Source organism: Pseudomonas sp. ADAK21, assembly GCF_012935735.1.
In the GTDB taxonomy this organism is placed as follows: Bacteria; Pseudomonadota; Gammaproteobacteria; order Pseudomonadales; family Pseudomonadaceae; genus Aquipseudomonas; species Aquipseudomonas proteolytica.
This window is the reverse complement of the sequence record NZ_CP052857.1, coordinates 4,733,765-4,748,928: the sequence shown is the minus strand read 5'-3', so window position 1 is coordinate 4,748,928 and position 15,164 is coordinate 4,733,765. Positions and strand designations below refer to the sequence as shown.

At 59.6% G+C, this 15,164-nt stretch carries 14 protein-coding genes and 1 tRNA gene; 5 read left to right on the top strand and 10 right to left on the bottom strand.

Annotated elements, in window-relative coordinates; translation table 11 throughout:
* Positions 1 to 18 precede the first annotated feature (18 nt).
* A complete protein-coding gene (locus HKK57_RS21540; RefSeq protein ID WP_029293780.1) occupies positions 19 to 1,245 on the top strand; it encodes an MFS transporter in 1,227 nt (408 codons plus the stop codon).
* Between the two features lie 44 nt (positions 1,246 to 1,289).
* On the opposite strand, the gene HKK57_RS21535 is transcribed toward HKK57_RS21540, so the two are convergent.
* From HKK57_RS21535 to HKK57_RS21500, 8 genes are all read right to left on the bottom strand, one after another.
* The gene (locus HKK57_RS21535; RefSeq protein WP_169390727.1) at positions 1,290 to 2,336 is read right to left on the bottom strand and encodes a DUF2931 family protein; all 1,047 of its coding nucleotides are present in this window, start codon (positions 2,334 to 2,336) and stop codon (positions 1,290 to 1,292) included.
* A gap of 14 nt (positions 2,337 to 2,350) precedes the next feature.
* Entirely contained in the window at positions 2,351 to 4,759 is a 2,409-nt protein-coding gene (locus HKK57_RS21530) for a DUF3772 domain-containing protein (protein WP_428984952.1), read from the bottom strand.
* A 99-nt stretch (positions 4,760 to 4,858) separates the two neighbouring features.
* A complete protein-coding gene (locus tag HKK57_RS21525) occupies positions 4,859 to 6,577 on the bottom strand; it encodes a hydrogenase maturation protein (protein WP_169390725.1) in 1,719 nt (572 codons plus the stop codon).
* Between the two features lie 896 nt (positions 6,578 to 7,473).
* A tRNA-Gly gene (locus tag HKK57_RS21520) sits at positions 7,474 to 7,549 on the bottom strand.
* Positions 7,550 to 7,612: 63 nt separating this feature from the next.
* On the bottom strand, positions 7,613 to 8,173 hold the full coding sequence (gene pgsA, locus HKK57_RS21515) for a CDP-diacylglycerol--glycerol-3-phosphate 3-phosphatidyltransferase (RefSeq protein WP_029293776.1): 561 nt from the start codon (positions 8,171 to 8,173) through the stop codon (positions 7,613 to 7,615).
* Between the two features lie 32 nt (positions 8,174 to 8,205).
* On the bottom strand, positions 8,206 to 10,029 hold the full coding sequence (gene uvrC, locus HKK57_RS21510; RefSeq protein WP_169391229.1) for an excinuclease ABC subunit UvrC: 1,824 nt from the start codon (positions 10,027 to 10,029) through the stop codon (positions 8,206 to 8,208).
* Between the two features lie 16 nt (positions 10,030 to 10,045).
* On the bottom strand, positions 10,046 to 10,687 hold the full coding sequence (gacA, locus tag HKK57_RS21505) for a response regulator transcription factor GacA (protein WP_029293774.1): 642 nt from the start codon (positions 10,685 to 10,687) through the stop codon (positions 10,046 to 10,048).
* Between the two features lie 151 nt (positions 10,688 to 10,838).
* Positions 10,839 to 11,204, bottom strand: a complete 366-nt coding sequence (locus HKK57_RS21500; protein ID WP_070996119.1) for a helix-turn-helix domain-containing protein — start codon at positions 11,202 to 11,204, stop codon at positions 10,839 to 10,841.
* Between the two features lie 81 nt (positions 11,205 to 11,285).
* On the opposite strand from HKK57_RS21500, the gene HKK57_RS21495 reads away from it, so the two are divergent.
* On the top strand, positions 11,286 to 11,525 hold the full coding sequence (locus HKK57_RS21495; RefSeq protein WP_029293771.1) for a DNA-binding protein: 240 nt from the start codon (positions 11,286 to 11,288) through the stop codon (positions 11,523 to 11,525).
* A 36-nt stretch (positions 11,526 to 11,561) separates the two neighbouring features.
* Here HKK57_RS21495 and HKK57_RS21490 read toward each other — a convergent pair whose 3' ends face one another.
* Together HKK57_RS21490 and HKK57_RS21485 are read right to left on the bottom strand one after the other, a co-directional pair.
* Positions 11,562 to 12,011, bottom strand: a complete 450-nt coding sequence (locus HKK57_RS21490) for a GNAT family N-acetyltransferase (RefSeq protein ID WP_104912572.1) — start codon at positions 12,009 to 12,011, stop codon at positions 11,562 to 11,564.
* Between the two features lie 19 nt (positions 12,012 to 12,030).
* A complete protein-coding gene (locus tag HKK57_RS21485; protein ID WP_169390724.1) occupies positions 12,031 to 12,780 on the bottom strand; it encodes a carbon-nitrogen hydrolase family protein in 750 nt (249 codons plus the stop codon).
* A 147-nt stretch (positions 12,781 to 12,927) separates the two neighbouring features.
* Between HKK57_RS21485 and HKK57_RS27180 the strand changes: the two genes are divergently transcribed.
* From HKK57_RS27180 to HKK57_RS21475, 3 genes are all read left to right on the top strand, one after another.
* A complete protein-coding gene (locus HKK57_RS27180) occupies positions 12,928 to 13,062 on the top strand; it encodes a hypothetical protein (protein WP_272899025.1) in 135 nt (44 codons plus the stop codon).
* 339 nt (positions 13,063 to 13,401) lie between these two features.
* Positions 13,402 to 14,487: a 3-deoxy-7-phosphoheptulonate synthase gene (locus HKK57_RS21480; RefSeq protein WP_092239311.1), complete on the top strand. Its 1,086-nt coding sequence runs from the start codon at positions 13,402 to 13,404 to the stop codon at positions 14,485 to 14,487.
* A 347-nt stretch (positions 14,488 to 14,834) separates the two neighbouring features.
* On the top strand, positions 14,835 to 15,116 hold the full coding sequence (locus HKK57_RS21475) for a peptidylprolyl isomerase (protein ID WP_133714773.1): 282 nt from the start codon (positions 14,835 to 14,837) through the stop codon (positions 15,114 to 15,116).
* Positions 15,117 to 15,164: the final 48 nt, after the last annotated feature.

Genomic DNA, 15,164 nt, shown 5'->3' with positions numbered 1-15,164 from the left:
CCCCCGGATCTCAACACCATGCCAAGCGCCAGCCAGGCCCCTCGCAGCCTTCCCGAACATAATCAACAGAGTGTCAAACAGCAGTGGCTGGCGATTCTCTCGGTGGCCGTGGGTGCCTTTGCCCTGGTGACCAGTGAGTTCCTGCCGGTAGGCGTGCTCAATGATGTCGCCAGTGACCTGGGTATCACTGCCGGTCACGCCGGGCTGATGGTGACCCTGCCGGGCATCATGGCCGCCCTCGCCGCGCCCTTGCTGTCGGTCAGCATTGGCACCATGGACCGGCGCTATCTATTGATCGGCCTGACGCTGATCATGATCATCGCCAACTCGGTGGTGGCTTTTGCCAGCGACTTTGGCCTGCTGCTGTTGGGCCGCGTGCTGCTGGGTATCAGCATCGGCGGCTTCTGGGCGACCGCCATCGCTCTCAGCGGCCGGCTGGCGCCCAAGGGCGTGGGTGTCGCCCAGGCGACTTCGATCATCATGGTCGGCGTGACCCTCGCCACCGTCCTGGGCGTGCCCGTAGGCACCTGGCTGAGCGGCCTGATGGGCTGGCGCATGACCTTCCTGGTCACCGCGCTGATGGGCGTCCCGGTGCTCCTGGCGCAGATATTCCTGCTGCCGCGACTCAACCCCGAGAAAGCCATCCACATCCGTGACCTGCCCGCCTTGTTTATCAACCCCCAAGCGCGGGTCGGGTTGATCGCCGTATTGCTGATCGGCCTGGCGCACTTTGCCGCGTACACCTATGTCGCGCCGTTCTTCAAGCACAGCGCCGGCTTCGACGGGCCAACGATTGGCTCGTTGCTTTTGCTCTTCGGCGTGGCTGGGGTGGCGGGGAATATTTTTGCCGGCTTCGCCGCCAACCGCAGCGTACGTCACACCCTGTTGCTGGTGGCGCTGATGATCGGCACCAGCACCGCCCTGTTCCCCCACTTCGCCACCGGCATGACCGGCGCAGCCATGTTGATTGGGCTCTGGGGTTTTGCTTTCGGCGCCTTCCCGGCCTGCGCCAGCATCTGGATGTTTGTCGTGGCGCCCAAGGATGTCGAACGCGGCATGCCGCTCTTCGTCGCGCTGTTCCAGGTGATTATTGCGCTGGGCTCATTCTTCGGTGGGCGGATCGTCGACCAGTTGGGCAGCTCGGTACTCCTGAGCCTCGCCACGGTGCTGGTGGGCTTCGGTTTTGTGACCGTGCTGGTGCTGGGGCGCAATATCAGCAACAGCCTCGCGGCCCAGCCCTGCTAGTGGGCTGAGCCCCCAAGCGTGGCTCTCCCGTCGGCAGGGGGAGCCTAGTCGATTTTACCAGACAGCCTGACTTTCGCTTTACCGATGGGAAACTCTTGCAGTCCCGCCCTCAATGCCAGGGAAACCCTGGTGTTTTGCGCGTCAACCTTCACTAGCAGGTCGATATCTTTTTGCGTGCCCAGCTTCTGGAAAAGATCAAAGATTTCCTTCTCATCGAAAGCGTCGATCCACACGCCATACCGGCTGGTACCGTTGCGCCAATAGAAGCCACAGAACTTGGGAATGGCCCTTTGTTCATAGCGATTATCCAGTAGAGCCTTTGCGAATATATTTTCTTGCTCGCCGTTGTAGGCGCTGAATGCAAAATCCAGCCATTCGCCCTCTTGCAGGACAACCACAGGTCTCCAGCTATATTTTTCCCGGTAGACGCTATAGGTTTGCGGCGCAGGATAGCCTTGCGCTTGGATTTTTTGCCGGATTTGCGGGCTGAAGGTCTTATAGGACGGATCATTGAGCATGCGGTCTGCATAGCCGTCTTTAAACATGTACTGGGCGTTGCTGTAGGCGCTCTCCTTGGTCATCGTCGTGGCCTGCGCCTGAAAGACCCCGACCTCCTTCTGGTTTCCCGCCCCGCTCAGCCAGAGCACCACCCGACCCTGCGGCGCCAACCCAACGACAAAAGTGTTGTAGGTGTCTTTTTTACGGGTGTCCTGGTCGATAAAGCCCTCATCCAGGAGGAGCTTTATTTGGTCTTTGTCCAAGGCCCAGTTACCGGTATAGAACGTTCGCTCCACCAGCGAGTACCACGTAAATTCCAGCTGATAAGGCACACGCTTTTTTTCGATCGCGGTGGTCATCGTTCCACCGTGGTTGCCCCAACCGGTATTCTGCGTGCCCCAGATCGCGTCAAAACCGTAGGTAAAACCCTCAGCGATGATGGCGCCCCGGTAAACCTCCATAGGGTATTCCTGGGGTGCGGATACTGTTCCCGACCAGCTGTAAGTTTCAGCCACGTCGGTACTCTTGCAAGCCGTCAGGGAAAAACAGGACAAGACAGCAACCATCACTGTCATCAGGCTTTTTATTTTCACGCACCCCTACCTCGTCATTGCCCATCGCCAATCGCTGCAGTTCCTTCTCCCGGAATCAAGACCATGCTCTGGGGGGAAGACAATGTAATGCCCATTTCCTGAAGGCGCGCCAGCAGGATAAACAGCAAATCGCTGCGGGTACCGGACACCGAACGCGGGCTGTTGACGTAGCCGCTGACACCAATGATCAGGCCGTCCCTGGCCAAGTCCTTGAAGGTGACCGAAGGTGCGGGGGTGGCGAGAATCGCCTCATGCTCGGTAAACGACTGCATCAACAGTTCGCGAACTTTCAATACATCGGTGTCCAGCGGCAATGTGAGGGTGATACCCACCACGCCGAGCGCGTTGCCCATGGTGACGTTGCGCACGTTCTGCGAGATGAACTGTGAGTTGGGCACGATCACCGTCGAGCGGTCGGACATCTGGATTTCGGTGGCCCTGACGTTGATCCGCCGAATATCGCCCTCGACCCCACCCAGGCTGACCCAATCGCCGACTTTCACCGGCCGTTCGGTCAGCAGGATCAGCCCGGAGATGAAGTTCTGCACAATGGCCTGCAGGCCGAAGCCGATCCCCACCGACAAGGCACTGACGACCCAGGTCAGGCTGGTCAGGTTGATGCGCAAGGTCGACATCACCAGCAGACTTAACAACACAAAGCCCAGGTACCCCACCAAGGTGACCAGGGACGCACGCATGCCGGCGTCCATGTTGGTTTCCGGCAGCAGACGCTCGCTCAGCCAGCGCTTCAAGGTACGCACGGCGAACAAGCCGATGACAAACATCAGCAGCGCAACGAGGATGTCCTGGGGAATGATATGCAGGTTGCCCAGCGTCTTGCTGGACTCGCCCAACTGGCTGAAACCCTGGAGCAACTCGCTGGGGCTGGAGCCCGCCGGCAAAAAGGCCGCCATCACTGCGGTGAGCAGCAACAACGTACGGCCGACGCCAGCCAGCACCGTACAAGCCTGGGCCTGGTGCCGTGGCGACAGCCCCAATGCGTTGGCCAGTGCCAGGCCGCTCGGCTGTTTGGGCGACAGCAAGGTTTCACAAACGTCGCCGTAAAAGGCGATCAGCAGGTAGGCCGTCGCCGCCACGACGCTGACCCACAGCAGCTTGACGGTCAGGAAGTACGCCAGGGACAGGTAGCCGGTAAACAACGCCAGGACAATCACCGCCACCCATATCGACAGGACAAAAGGCAGCATGCCGGCGAGCCCGCCCGGGCGCTCCAGCGCAAGCTTTTTGCGCACGTGGCGCACGCGCAGCAACGCGGCGATAAAGATCAGCGCCGTGGTCAGCGCCGTCAGGCCATTGAGCGCCACGGTCAACGCCAGGCTGGCGCCCGTGACATTGTTGATCCGCTCTTCGGTGGCCACCAGCATCAAGGCCACCGCCAGAATCGCCGGGAAAGGCCCAAGCGCACTGGCAATCTCATCGGCAATGGCCGGCAACCGCCAGGACGGGCGCGGCAGCATCAGCAAGGCGCGTCCAAGGCCGGCAATAAACGCACAGAAGGTGGCCAGGGTGACCAGATGATCGGAAAGCCGGGCCAGGTTCTCGCTCAAGACGGCATTGCTTTCCAAGCCCCAGCGCATCAGCGAGACGGCGCCCATGATCGTCAGGATCGACGATAACCCCACCGCCACCGCCAACGTGCTGCGCCGCAAGCGACCCTCCGGCAGCCAGCGGATCATCGCCCAGGTCAGCAGATGCTCAAGCAGTCGCCTGCCGAAACTCCAGATCAGCACTGCCGCCAACAGCGTGCCGAAGAACGCCCAACGGCGCTCGGGGCTGACCGCAGTCTTCAAGGCGACAATGCCTTCGGCCTTGAGATTGTCCAGGCGTTGCAGGTCTTCCGGGGTCGGGCGGATCAAGGTCGACCAGAACGTGGGACTGAAGGGAGTATCGGTACGTGAAGTGACCTGGGAATTAAACAGATTGCGCCGCAGGTTGACGATCTGCGCAGCGAGCTCGCGGCTCGTCTGGCTCAGTTGTTTGGCCTGCTGCTCATCGTCCAGCAGGCTGTTCTTTTTGCGCGTCAGGGCATTGCGCTGGTCGGTAAGACTCTGCGCCTCCCCTGGCTGGGCCTCGCCCAGTACCTTGAGTTGATCGTCGAGGCGCTCCATCTCGGTAGCGCGTACCGTGAGCAACAGGGCTGCCTGTTGCTGTACCTGCAGTGCACCCTGTCGAAACTCCGCCAGCTTCTCGTCACTGGTGCTGATCGGCACGCTCTGGCGAATCAGCTCAAGCTGTTGGCTGAGCTGCTTGAGGTCGGCGTCTTCGGGCAACAGCGGCAAACTGTCGACGACATCGACTGGCGCCGGCGCTGCGGCCGCATCTGCCCATCCCGGCAGGCTGATAGCCAAAACCATGGCCAGCAAGGCCTGGCAGATGACGCCCCTATACATTCGCCGCATCACTTCACCCTTTTGTGTCTTTTTTCCATTGGCATTATGGACCGCCAGGGCAGAAAGGAAATTCCGCCCTGACGGCAAAAGAGTAGAGGCGGCGTTTTCTTCTCAGTCAACCAGCGTGGCCTTGGGCGCCAATGCCCACGGCGCCATCAAGCGTTGCGGGGTCTGGCAGGTCTTGCGCTTGAACACGAAGTTACGGCACTTCTCGGCGAACTGTTGGCGGTTTTCCACCATGTCCAAGCGCATCTGAGCCAGCTCGTTTTCGCGGCAGCGTTCAATCTGCTCAAGGTCCAACTGGGCTTTGCGCGCTCGATGCAGGGCGTACTTTTGATCGGTCAACGCAGCACTGGCCTGTTGCAGCAACCAGGCGCCAAATGCCCGCGGGCAATGTGGACCGATATCCTGGATCATCCCCCACTGCCGGGCCTGGAAGGTACTGATCGGCAGGCATTCTTCGATAAGTTTATGGGCGATTTCACTGCCGACCGCGCGCGGCAGGCTGTAGGTCCAGTATTCAGAGCCATACAAACCCATGGTTTTGTAATGCGGATTGAGTACCACACCTGCCCGGGCGAATACGATGTCAGCCGCCAGCGCCAGCATCACGCCGCCGGCTCCGGCGCCACCCGTCAGGCCACTGACCACCAGTTGCCGGGCCGTCAGCAGCTCCTGGCAGACATCGTCGATAGCCTGGATATTGGCCCAGGCCTCCAGCCCCGGCACCTCGGCCGCCTGAATCACGTTGAGGTGCACACCATTGGAAAAGCTCCCGCGCCCGCCCCTGATCAGCAGCACCTGGGTGTCCCGGGCCTTGGCCCAACGCAGCGCAGCGACCAGCCGCTGGCACTGTTCGGTGCTCATGGCACCGTTGTAGAACTCGAAGGTCAGTTCGCCAACATGACCGGACTCTTGATACCGAATCGGTTGATACGCCATCTCGTCGAACCCTTGGCTGGCAATCGAACCATCCAGCACCGGTACACCCGCCAACTGCCCAGCAAGTACGTGACGGGCCGGCAATTTGAAGGTTTCCTCGCCGGGCTGGGCCTTGCGCTTGAGTGAGCCGATCCACAGGCTGTGATCGCCGGTCGCGACCAATACCGCGTCATCCTGCACCGCGAGGATTTCCCCCGGCGTACCGCGGCGCGAATCCAGGTGCGCGTCATACAAGTAATACTGCCCGCCGGCGAGGCTCGCCAACACACCGGGCTGGCCGTCGGCAGCATCGATATTGCGTTTGATGAACCGGGCGCAATCGTACCAACCGAAGGTGCGATCAGCCTGCTTCATGTTCGGCTGCAAACGTCCGATCACGTCAGGTTGCGTGTAGTCCAGGGGCGTCGGTACGAAACCGCTGGCAAACTTACCCACCACGTCACGGATGCAATAGAGCGCAGCGTCACTCACCGGACCGTTGTACAACTCGGATTTACGCACATCGGCGGGCATGTCGAACTCACAGGTCGACCAGACCGGGCCGGCGTCCATCTCCTCCACCGCCTGCAACGCGGTGACGCCCCAGCGCCTGACCTGCTGGGTGATGGCCCAGTCCAGGGCGCTGGCGCCACGATCGCCCACGATCCCCGGATGAATGATCACCACCGGGCGGTCCGCATTGCTCCAGAGCTGCTGCGGTACGCGGTCCTTGAGAAACGGGCAGATCACCAGATCCGCCGCCGACTCCTCGATCTGCTGGCATACCGTGGCTTCATCGGTGAACAACACCACACTGGGCTCGTGCCCCGACTGCCGTAAATCCAGCCAGGCCCGTTGGGTCAGACCGTTGAACGCCGACGACAACAAAATAATCTTCAATGACTGCATGACTGACTCTTCCTTGAGAATGCATGGCCGGTGGCTCTCCATGAGCCATCCTTGGCCTTTTATGGAAACGCCAGCATAGAGGATGTGTCAGGAGGGGTAGATGATCGAGATCAATCTTGTGCCAGCAAGTGTGTCTGGTGAAGCGCGGGGGCGTTATCCATCATGCGCAGCGCCTCAGCATTGCGTGACGCTGTCGCACCGCCCCTCTGACGATGGATGCCAGTTTGGTGGGCTCTGCGCTCAATCGCAGCACTATCCAGTCGACCTTGAAAGATCGCTCCTACGTCTTTACCAAGCGCTTCCGAAGGCCCCGTCCGAAAAACCCGACAGTCACGAAAAATGACGAGCCCTTCTTTGCAATAAACGTTATGTATTCAGTTGTTCTGGGCAAGAAGCCCACATATCCATTCATCTCATGAAGAATGAGGATCATGCTAAATACTTCGTTTTTACCCACGCTGCGTGCCGCCCTCGGTACATCCCTGCGGCCCCGACAGCTCGACCGAGAGGAAGAGCGATTGATCCGCTACTACCGTTTATTGTCAGAGCAGGATCGTGAAGCAGTGCGCTGCCTGTTGTTTGCAGTCAAGGAAACCAGCCGGTCCGAATGCATTAAGCAGTCGCAAGTGATATCAGCCGATTCAGCGACCAAATAAAGCGGAAGGCTCTAGGTCCGATCGGACTATTAAGACCTACGACCAGAAACACAATGTTTTTGCGCACCTCTTTGGCAGTACGCTCCAGTTGCTGATGGGCCCGGGCATTGACCCACTGAAAAGTGCGCCCACAAGAACTGGATAGGCGTGTTTCAGGGAAGAGCGCAGCAAAAGCCATAGAAAGACTTTTCTTGGGACGAAAAAAATGGACCTCTTTTCAGAGATCCATTTTTTAATGTTTGGAGCGGGAAACGAGACTCGAACTCGCGACCCCGACCTTGGCAAGGTCGTGCTCTACCAACTGAGCTATTCCCGCGTCTTGGTGGTGTGCATTCTATAGATTCCAGAACACACGTCAAGCCCTTGATTCAAAAAAGTTTTATTTCTTTTCCACGGTCGTGCGCAAGTGGGGCCACGCGGCGCGCAGGTATTGCAGCATGGACCACAGGGTCAGGCCGGCGGCGATCAGTAGCAAGGCGTAGCCCAACAGCACCCAGAAGGTGAAGTTCGACGGGTTGGCCAGCAGGATGACCAGCGCCAGCATTTGCGCGGCGGTTTTCCATTTGCCCATGTTGGACACGGCTACGTGGGCGCGTGCGCCGATTTCGGCCATCCACTCGCGCAAGGCCGATACGACGATCTCGCGACCGATGATCACGGCAGCAGGCAGGGTCAGCCACAGGTTGCCGTGCTCCTGGACGAGCAGCACCAATGCCACGGCGACCATCAGCTTGTCGGCCACAGGGTCAAGGAACGCGCCAAACGGCGTGCTCTGCTCCAGGCGTCGTGCCAGGTAGCCATCCAGCCAGTCGGTCGCGGCCGCGAAGGCAAAGACCGAACTGGAGGCCATGTAGCTCCATTCATAGGGCAGGTAAAACAGCAAAATGAAGATCGGAATGAGCAGGACGCGTAGAACGGTGATCAGATTAGGGATATTCATCGGCACAACTGGCTACGAGGTGAGAAGGCATTCTACTCGCTGTGTAGGTTTGCATAAATCAACTCAGCGAGCTTTTTACTGATACCGGGGGCTTTGGCTATTTCTTCAATGCTGGCACGGGACAATTCCTGCAATCCACCAAAATGTTTCAACAGTTCACGCCGCCGTTTTGGCCCTACCCCTGCAACCCCTTCCAGGGTTGAAGTACGCCGGGTTTTACCACGTCTGGCGCGGTGGCCGGTAATGGCAAAGCGGTGGGCTTCGTCACGGATCTGCTGAATCAGGTGCAGCGCCGGTGAATCGCCCTTCAAGGTGAACTCATGGGCCGCATCATTCAAGTACAACGTTTCGAAACCAGCCTTGCGCGTCGTGCCCTTGGCCACGCCGAGCAGGATCAGGTCGGGCACCGCCAGTTCGTTAAGTACATCACGGGCCATGGACAACTGGCCCTTGCCACCGTCCACCAGCAGGATATCCGGCAGCTTGCCCTCGCCGTCCTTGAGTTTACTGAAGCGCCGGGTCAAGGCCTGGTGCATGGCGGCATAGTCGTCGCCCGGGGTGACGCCTTCGATGTTATAGCGGCGATAATCGGACTTGATCGGCCCTTCCGGCCCGAACACCACGCAAGATGCCACCGTCGCCTCGCCGCTGGAGTGGCTGATGTCGTAGCACTCCAGGCGTTGCGGCGGCTCGTCGAGTTTGAGCACGTCAGCCAGCGCTTCAAAACGCGCGGCCACATGCTGGCGGTTGGCCAGGCGGGCACTCAGGGCCTGCTCGGCGTTGGTCACCGCCAGTTGTTGCCAGCGCGCACGGGTGCCGCGCACCCGGTGGCTGATGTCCAGTTCGCGGCCGCGCAGTGCATGGATCGCGTCGATCAGTGCGGGGAAATCCTCATGCACCACGTTGACGATCAGTTCGCTCGGCAGGTCGCGCTCGGGGCTGCTGACGTAGTACTGGCCGAGGAACGCCGCCATGACTTCGGCCACCTCCTCCTCGATTCCCGTCTGGGGAAAGAAGTTCTTGCTGCCCAGCACCCGGCCGCCACGCACGCTGATCAGGTGCACGCAAGCGCCACCTGGATTGACGAAGGCCGCGATCACGTCGACATCACCGGTGCCACCTTCCATGCTTTGCTGATCCTGCACCCGCCGCAACAAGGACACCTGGTCGCGCAGTTCGGCGGCCCTTTCGAAGTCCAGGACACTGGCTGCCTGCTCCATGGCGCCGGACAGTTCGTCCGCCAGGGCATTGCTGCGCCCTTCAAGGAACATCACCGAGTGCCGCACGTCTTCGGCATATTCCTGGGGCTCGACCAGCCCGACACAGGGCGCCTTGCAGCGCTTGATCTGGTATTGCAGGCACGGGCGGGTACGGTTCTTGTAGAAGCTGTCTTCGCACTGGCGCACGAAAAAGGTCTTTTGCAGCAGGCTCAAGCTCTCGCGGATCGCCCCCGCGCTGGGGTAAGGGCCAAAATACTTGCCCTTGCGCTTCTTTGTCCCGCGATGGATGCTCAGGCGTGGAAAGTCACCGTCCGACAGAAACACGTACGGGTAGGACTTATCGTCACGCAACAGAATATTGTAGGGCGGCCGCCACTCCTTGATCAGCGTCTGCTCTAGCAGCAGCGCCTCGGTTTCATTGGCGGTGATGGTGGTTTCAACCTGGGCGATACGCCCTACAAGCGCAGCCGTCTTCGGCGCCAGGCCGGTCTTGCGAAAGTAGCTGGCTAGGCGTTTCTTGAGGTTCTTGGCCTTGCCGACGTACAGCAGGCGCGCCTCGCTGTCGAACATGCGATACACGCCAGGCCGGCCACTGCAGGTCGCAAGAAATGCACTCGGGTCAAACGCGGCGGTTATTTCAGTGGCTTGCATTTCAGGCGCTGGCGTCCACCATGCCGTGGCGAACCGCCAGCAAGGTCAGTTCCACATCACTGCTGATGGATAGCTTCTCGAAAATTCGATAACGGTAGGTGTTCACGGTTTTCGGCGACAGGCAGAGCTTGTCGGAAATCGACTGGACCTTCTGACACCCCACAATCATCAGGGCAATCTGAATTTCGCGCTCGGACAAGGCATCAAATGGCGAGTCACTGACCGGCTGAAACGACTTGATTGCCAGTTGTTGGGCAATCTGCGGGCTGATGTAACGCTGGCCAGCGAATACCAGGCGGATGGCCTGGACCATTTCCGCGAGCCCTGCACCTTTTGTCAGGTAGCCTGCCGCGCCTGCCTGAAGAAGCCTTGTGGGAAAAGGATCTTCTTCACAGACCGTCACTACGACGACCTTGATATCCGGATGACTGCGCAACAACTTGCAGGTAGCGCCAAGACCACCAATCCCCGGCATCTTGACGTCCATCAAGACCACATCGGGCTTCAATTCACGCGCTTTGATCAGGGATTCCTCCCCCGACTCGGCCTGACCGACTACTTGCAGGCCATCGATGTCAGCCAGCATTCGTGTAATGCCTGTACGAACGAGATCATGGTCATCGACTACTAGCACCCTAATCAAGCAGACACCTCGCGAAATGGTCTTATAGGTTGCCGGACACCTTAGCAAAAAACCACGGCACAGACCTAGCTGAACGCGTCATATATATAGAGTTTCAATACACTACGAACGCCTGCCGAGCGGCAGGCGGGGGTGTTTCCTGGGTAAAAGGTCAGGATTCCTTGGGGATCGGCGGGGATTTTCCATTCACCACAGAGCAATGCTCTGCCAAGGTGCTGGTCAGCCGGCGGATCGCATCCTGATCCTCTTTAAACATCGCGCGATAGTTACCCAGAACCTTTTCTTCGACCTGGCTCAGGTTTTCCAGCTGGATGGGCGTGGGGCTCCCTGTCAAAACAAACAGGATATCGACACCCTTCTCTGCAACGCGCGATAAGTAATCAGCCTTGGGCGCGCGACCACCGCTTTCGTATCGACCTTGGGCGTTAGCCTCCACGCCTCCTATTTCACCGAAAACCTTTTGCGACAAACCCAGCCGCTCCCTCTCTTGCCTTAAGCGCGAACCTATTCCACTCATTTGGATGTAATATCCTTTATGGCACACCCCAAGAGGTGACGATGTCATCTCGTTTTACACAAACTTGAACGGTTTTGAACTATGCCCGGAATCCGTACCGCTGCACAAGCCAAAGCCTGGCTGGAACATCAAGGAAAATCGGTCCAGGCATTCGCCAGGGAGCATGGCGTGGACCCGGCGACCACCTATCAAGTGCTCGCTGGGCGCAAAAAGGGGCGGCGTGGGGAAGCCCATAAGGTCGCGGTCCTTTTGGGCATGAAAGACGGGATCATCCTTAACGAGGCAAATAGCCTGGGCAATGATCAGGAGATCGGCTCCTAAAGGGCAGTATGCACCGATTCAAGTCGAGCGCGAGGTTTAACGCGACGACTGCGCTGGCAGACAAACGGACTCCATGCGCCAGAAACAACCCTCTTCACCGACGATACTCAGGCCCTGGCGTTGATACAGCCTTTTTGCCGGATTGGTCTTGAATACCGTCAAGCGCAAATAGCCCCGGTTTTCGACACGCGCCTTGGCAATCATCTGCTCCAGCACCCAACTGCCTGCGCCCTGGCGGCGAAAAGTGTCGAGAATGTGCAACTCGCGAATGTATAGCGCGTTGTCATCCCGGCTCAGACTGACAAACCCTACCAGCCTGTCATCCTGGCAAATCAACCAATTTTCCCGCCCGGCCCAGGCGGTATCGAAGCCTTTATCGGACCACGTCAAATCGTACTGCCGATAATAATGGCCCATCGCCTGATGTGTCAGGGTGCGCGCAAAGGCCAGGTGCTGGTCCGATGCGGCCTTGAGGGTGAATGCCATCGCGCTGGCCTCCATTACGTCACAGCATGACCTGCCAGCCGCTCCAACTGCCAGCCTCCCTGCGCGCTATTACCAGGGCATCGCCCATACCGGGCGCAGCCGCAATCAACTCGCCATCAGGCCCCCAGATAGCACTGCGCCCGGCACACGCCCAACCGCCGGACGGCCCGCCATGATTGGCCATCAACACCACCATCGAGTGCTCGGCGGCGTATCCCTGAAGCAACGCACTGTCTACGGCGTAACCACCCTCGCTGATCAAGACACCGGCCGCATAGACCGTAGCGCCGAGCTTCGCCGCATCATGTGGATGGCTGGCGTGGGAAAAGTCGGCGCAGACCGCCAGGGCGATCCGATCCTCACCCCACACCAACGCCTCTCCACCCGAACCTGCCGTAAATGCCGCCTCTTCGCCAGGATGCAGATGCTGCTTGCTGTAGACCGCCATAGAACCATCCGCCGCCAACACGAGCGCACCAATCAGCACCCCGCTGCTCGACGGCACACGAATCGGCATGCCAACCACCACCGTCATGTGCAGCTCACGCGCCAGCTCCCGCAGGGGCGCCAGCACTGCATTGTCCGGCGCAATCGCCAACCCCGCCGCCAGCGCAGGCTCGTAGCCGGTCAGGGACAATTCCGCAAATACCAGCAGTTGCACCCCCTGCTCGGCGGCCGCGACCATAAATGCCAGGTGACGCTGGATATTGCCCGACAGGTCGCCAGCGATGGCACAGGTTTGGGCACTGGCAAGGGTCAAGGTGGTCATGGTCGCGTCCTGGCTATCATTGTGAGTATCCATCCAGCATATCGGGACACCCCCCATAGTGGTAAGCCCCTCATCGCGATAGAAATTACTGATTGAATCCACCGCCATGCCTCAGTTAAGCTCCACCCCATCATTTGGAGAAACACCATGTTGCAACTCACCCTCACCCAGGCTTGCCCTACTGCCAACGCACAGCGTTCGGTCGTGGTTACCCGCGTGAACGGTTTGAGCGCACTGGTCAGCTTTTATTTTGGGTATTGGTTTAGCCACTGGCGCGCCTGATACCTGAAATCGGCGCCCACTACTCAAGGGGTCGCCTGCCAGAGAAATCTAACCCCCGGTCGGCTCCCCGACCGGGGGTTTTGTTTTTTCAGCCCTGAACAATTTTTGCTACACACCGAACTTAAAGGAAATCACACCATGAACTACTCCACTTATTACCGTTATGACACCTGCACCGCCTGGCGATTTAGCAAGCTCCGTTCGGGACAGCCTGCCGCCTCCGATCGGTCACCTATTGGTGGCAAGCCAACACACGCAGCCAATATGGCCAATTGTCGAACACCCCAGTAGGGCAGAGCGTGCGGGAACAGCCCGCCGCTTGCCCAGGAAGCAGAAACCATGAACTCATCCATCGCCGCCCTGCCCGTCACCACCCTTGCCAGCGCCAATGAAGCGCTGACCCAGCGCTTGCCCAGCGCCCTTGAGCTCAAGCATCAGTTGCCCCTGAGCCCGTTCCTGACCGAGCAAGTCAACGCTCATCGCCAAGCCATCCGCGCGATTCTCAAGGGTGAAGACTCCCGCCTGCTGATCATAGTCGGCCCCTGCTCGATCCATGATCCCGAATCCGCCATGGAATACGCGCGCAATCTGAAAAAGCTGGCCAATGACGTCAGTGACCAGATGCTCCTGGTGATCCGCGCCTACGTCGAAAAACCGCGCACCACCATCGGCTGGAAAGGCCTGGCCTACGACCCGCACCTCGATGGCAGCGATGACATGGCCGCCGGCCTCACGCTGTCGCGGGAATTGATGCGCGAAATGCTGCGCCTGGGCTTGCCGGTTGCCACCGAGCTGCTGCAGCCGATGGCCGCCGGCTACTTCGATGACGTGCTCAGTTGGGTCGCCATCGGCGCCCGTACCACCGAATCGCAGATCCACCGGGAAATGGCCAGCGGCCTGGGCATGCCCGTGGGCTTCAAGAACGGCACCGACGGCGGCGTGGCCATCGCCTGTGACGCCATGCGCTCTGCGGCTCACCCGCACCGCCACTTCGGCGTCGACAGCCAGGGGCACCCGGCGATCATCCAGACCCCGGGCAACGCCGATACCCATCTGGTATTGCGTGGCGGCCACCGTGGCCCGAACTACGATCGCCAGAGCGTGGCCCAGGTCAAGACCGACCTGGCCAAAAGCAAAGTGGCCACGCGGATCATGGTCGATTGCAGCCATGCCAACAGCGGCAAGGACCCGATGCGCCAGCCTGGGGTATTCAATGACGTGCTGGAGCAACGCTTGCAGGGTGACACCTCATTGATCGGCATGATGCTGGAAAGCCATCTGTTCGAAGGCTGCCAACCGCTCAGCCCGTCGATGCGCTACGGCGTTTCGGTGACCGACGGCTGCCTGGGGTGGGACGGCACCGAGCAATTGCTGCGTGAAGCGGCCGCACGCCTGCGCGCTCAGAAAACGCCGGGGTCTGCGTAAGCGAACTGGCCGTGCCGTTGAACGGTAACGGGCTTGTGGTGGCGAGCGGGCTTGCCCCGCGCTGGGCTGCGCAGCAGCCCCAGTAAGCCCGCTGCGGTTTTTCAGATAAACCGAGGCTGTAAGTTTTAGGGCCGCTGCGCAGCCCAGCGCGGGGCAAGCCCGCTCGCCACAACAATCCTGCTTGTCACAACAACCCCTCCCACTACAACCGATACCCTGCCTACAACAGGCACTCCAGCTACATTCTCCGATGCCTGAACCCGACCCGATAATTCAGTGGAACTTTGCCGGGAAATAACCGCCTGAATCCGGTACGCTCACCTTTTTTATTCAAGGAGTTACCCACCATGCCCAAAGCTACCGCCCGTCACATCCTGGTTGCCACCGAAGACAAGTGCAACGAACTCAAAGCCCAGATCGAAGGCGGCGCTGATTTCGCAGAAATCGCCAAAGCCAACTCCAGCTGCCCATCGAGCCGTGATGGCGGCAACCTGGGTTCGTTCGGCCCAGGCCAAATGGTCAAGGAATTCGACACTGTCGTATTCAGCGCCCCGGTCAACACCGTGCAAGGCCCAGTGAAAACCCAGTTCGGTTATCACCTGCTGGAAGTGACCAGCCGCCAGGACTGATCCCCGTCTTTGCAAAACACAACGGCCCGCCTTTTGGTGGGCCGTTGT

Coding starts and splice junctions, on each gene's coding strand:
- HKK57_RS21540 (WP_029293780.1), top strand. CDS start 19: ATGCCAAGCGCCAGCCAGGCCCCTCGCAGCCTTCCCGAACATAATCAA.
- HKK57_RS21525 (WP_169390725.1), bottom strand. CDS start 6,577: ATGCAGTCATTGAAGATTATTTTGTTGTCGTCGGCGTTCAACGGTCTG.
- pgsA (WP_029293776.1), bottom strand. CDS start 8,173: ATGAATATCCCTAATCTGATCACCGTTCTACGCGTCCTGCTCATTCCG.
- HKK57_RS21500 (WP_070996119.1), bottom strand. CDS start 11,204: ATGAGTGGAATAGGTTCGCGCTTAAGGCAAGAGAGGGAGCGGCTGGGT.
- HKK57_RS21495 (WP_029293771.1), top strand. CDS start 11,286: ATGCCCGGAATCCGTACCGCTGCACAAGCCAAAGCCTGGCTGGAACAT.
- HKK57_RS21490 (WP_104912572.1), bottom strand. CDS start 12,011: ATGGCATTCACCCTCAAGGCCGCATCGGACCAGCACCTGGCCTTTGCG.
- HKK57_RS21485 (WP_169390724.1), bottom strand. CDS start 12,780: ATGACCACCTTGACCCTTGCCAGTGCCCAAACCTGTGCCATCGCTGGC.
- HKK57_RS27180 (WP_272899025.1), top strand. CDS start 12,928: ATGTTGCAACTCACCCTCACCCAGGCTTGCCCTACTGCCAACGCACAG.
- HKK57_RS21480 (WP_092239311.1), top strand. CDS start 13,402: ATGAACTCATCCATCGCCGCCCTGCCCGTCACCACCCTTGCCAGCGCC.
- HKK57_RS21475 (WP_133714773.1), top strand. CDS start 14,835: ATGCCCAAAGCTACCGCCCGTCACATCCTGGTTGCCACCGAAGACAAG.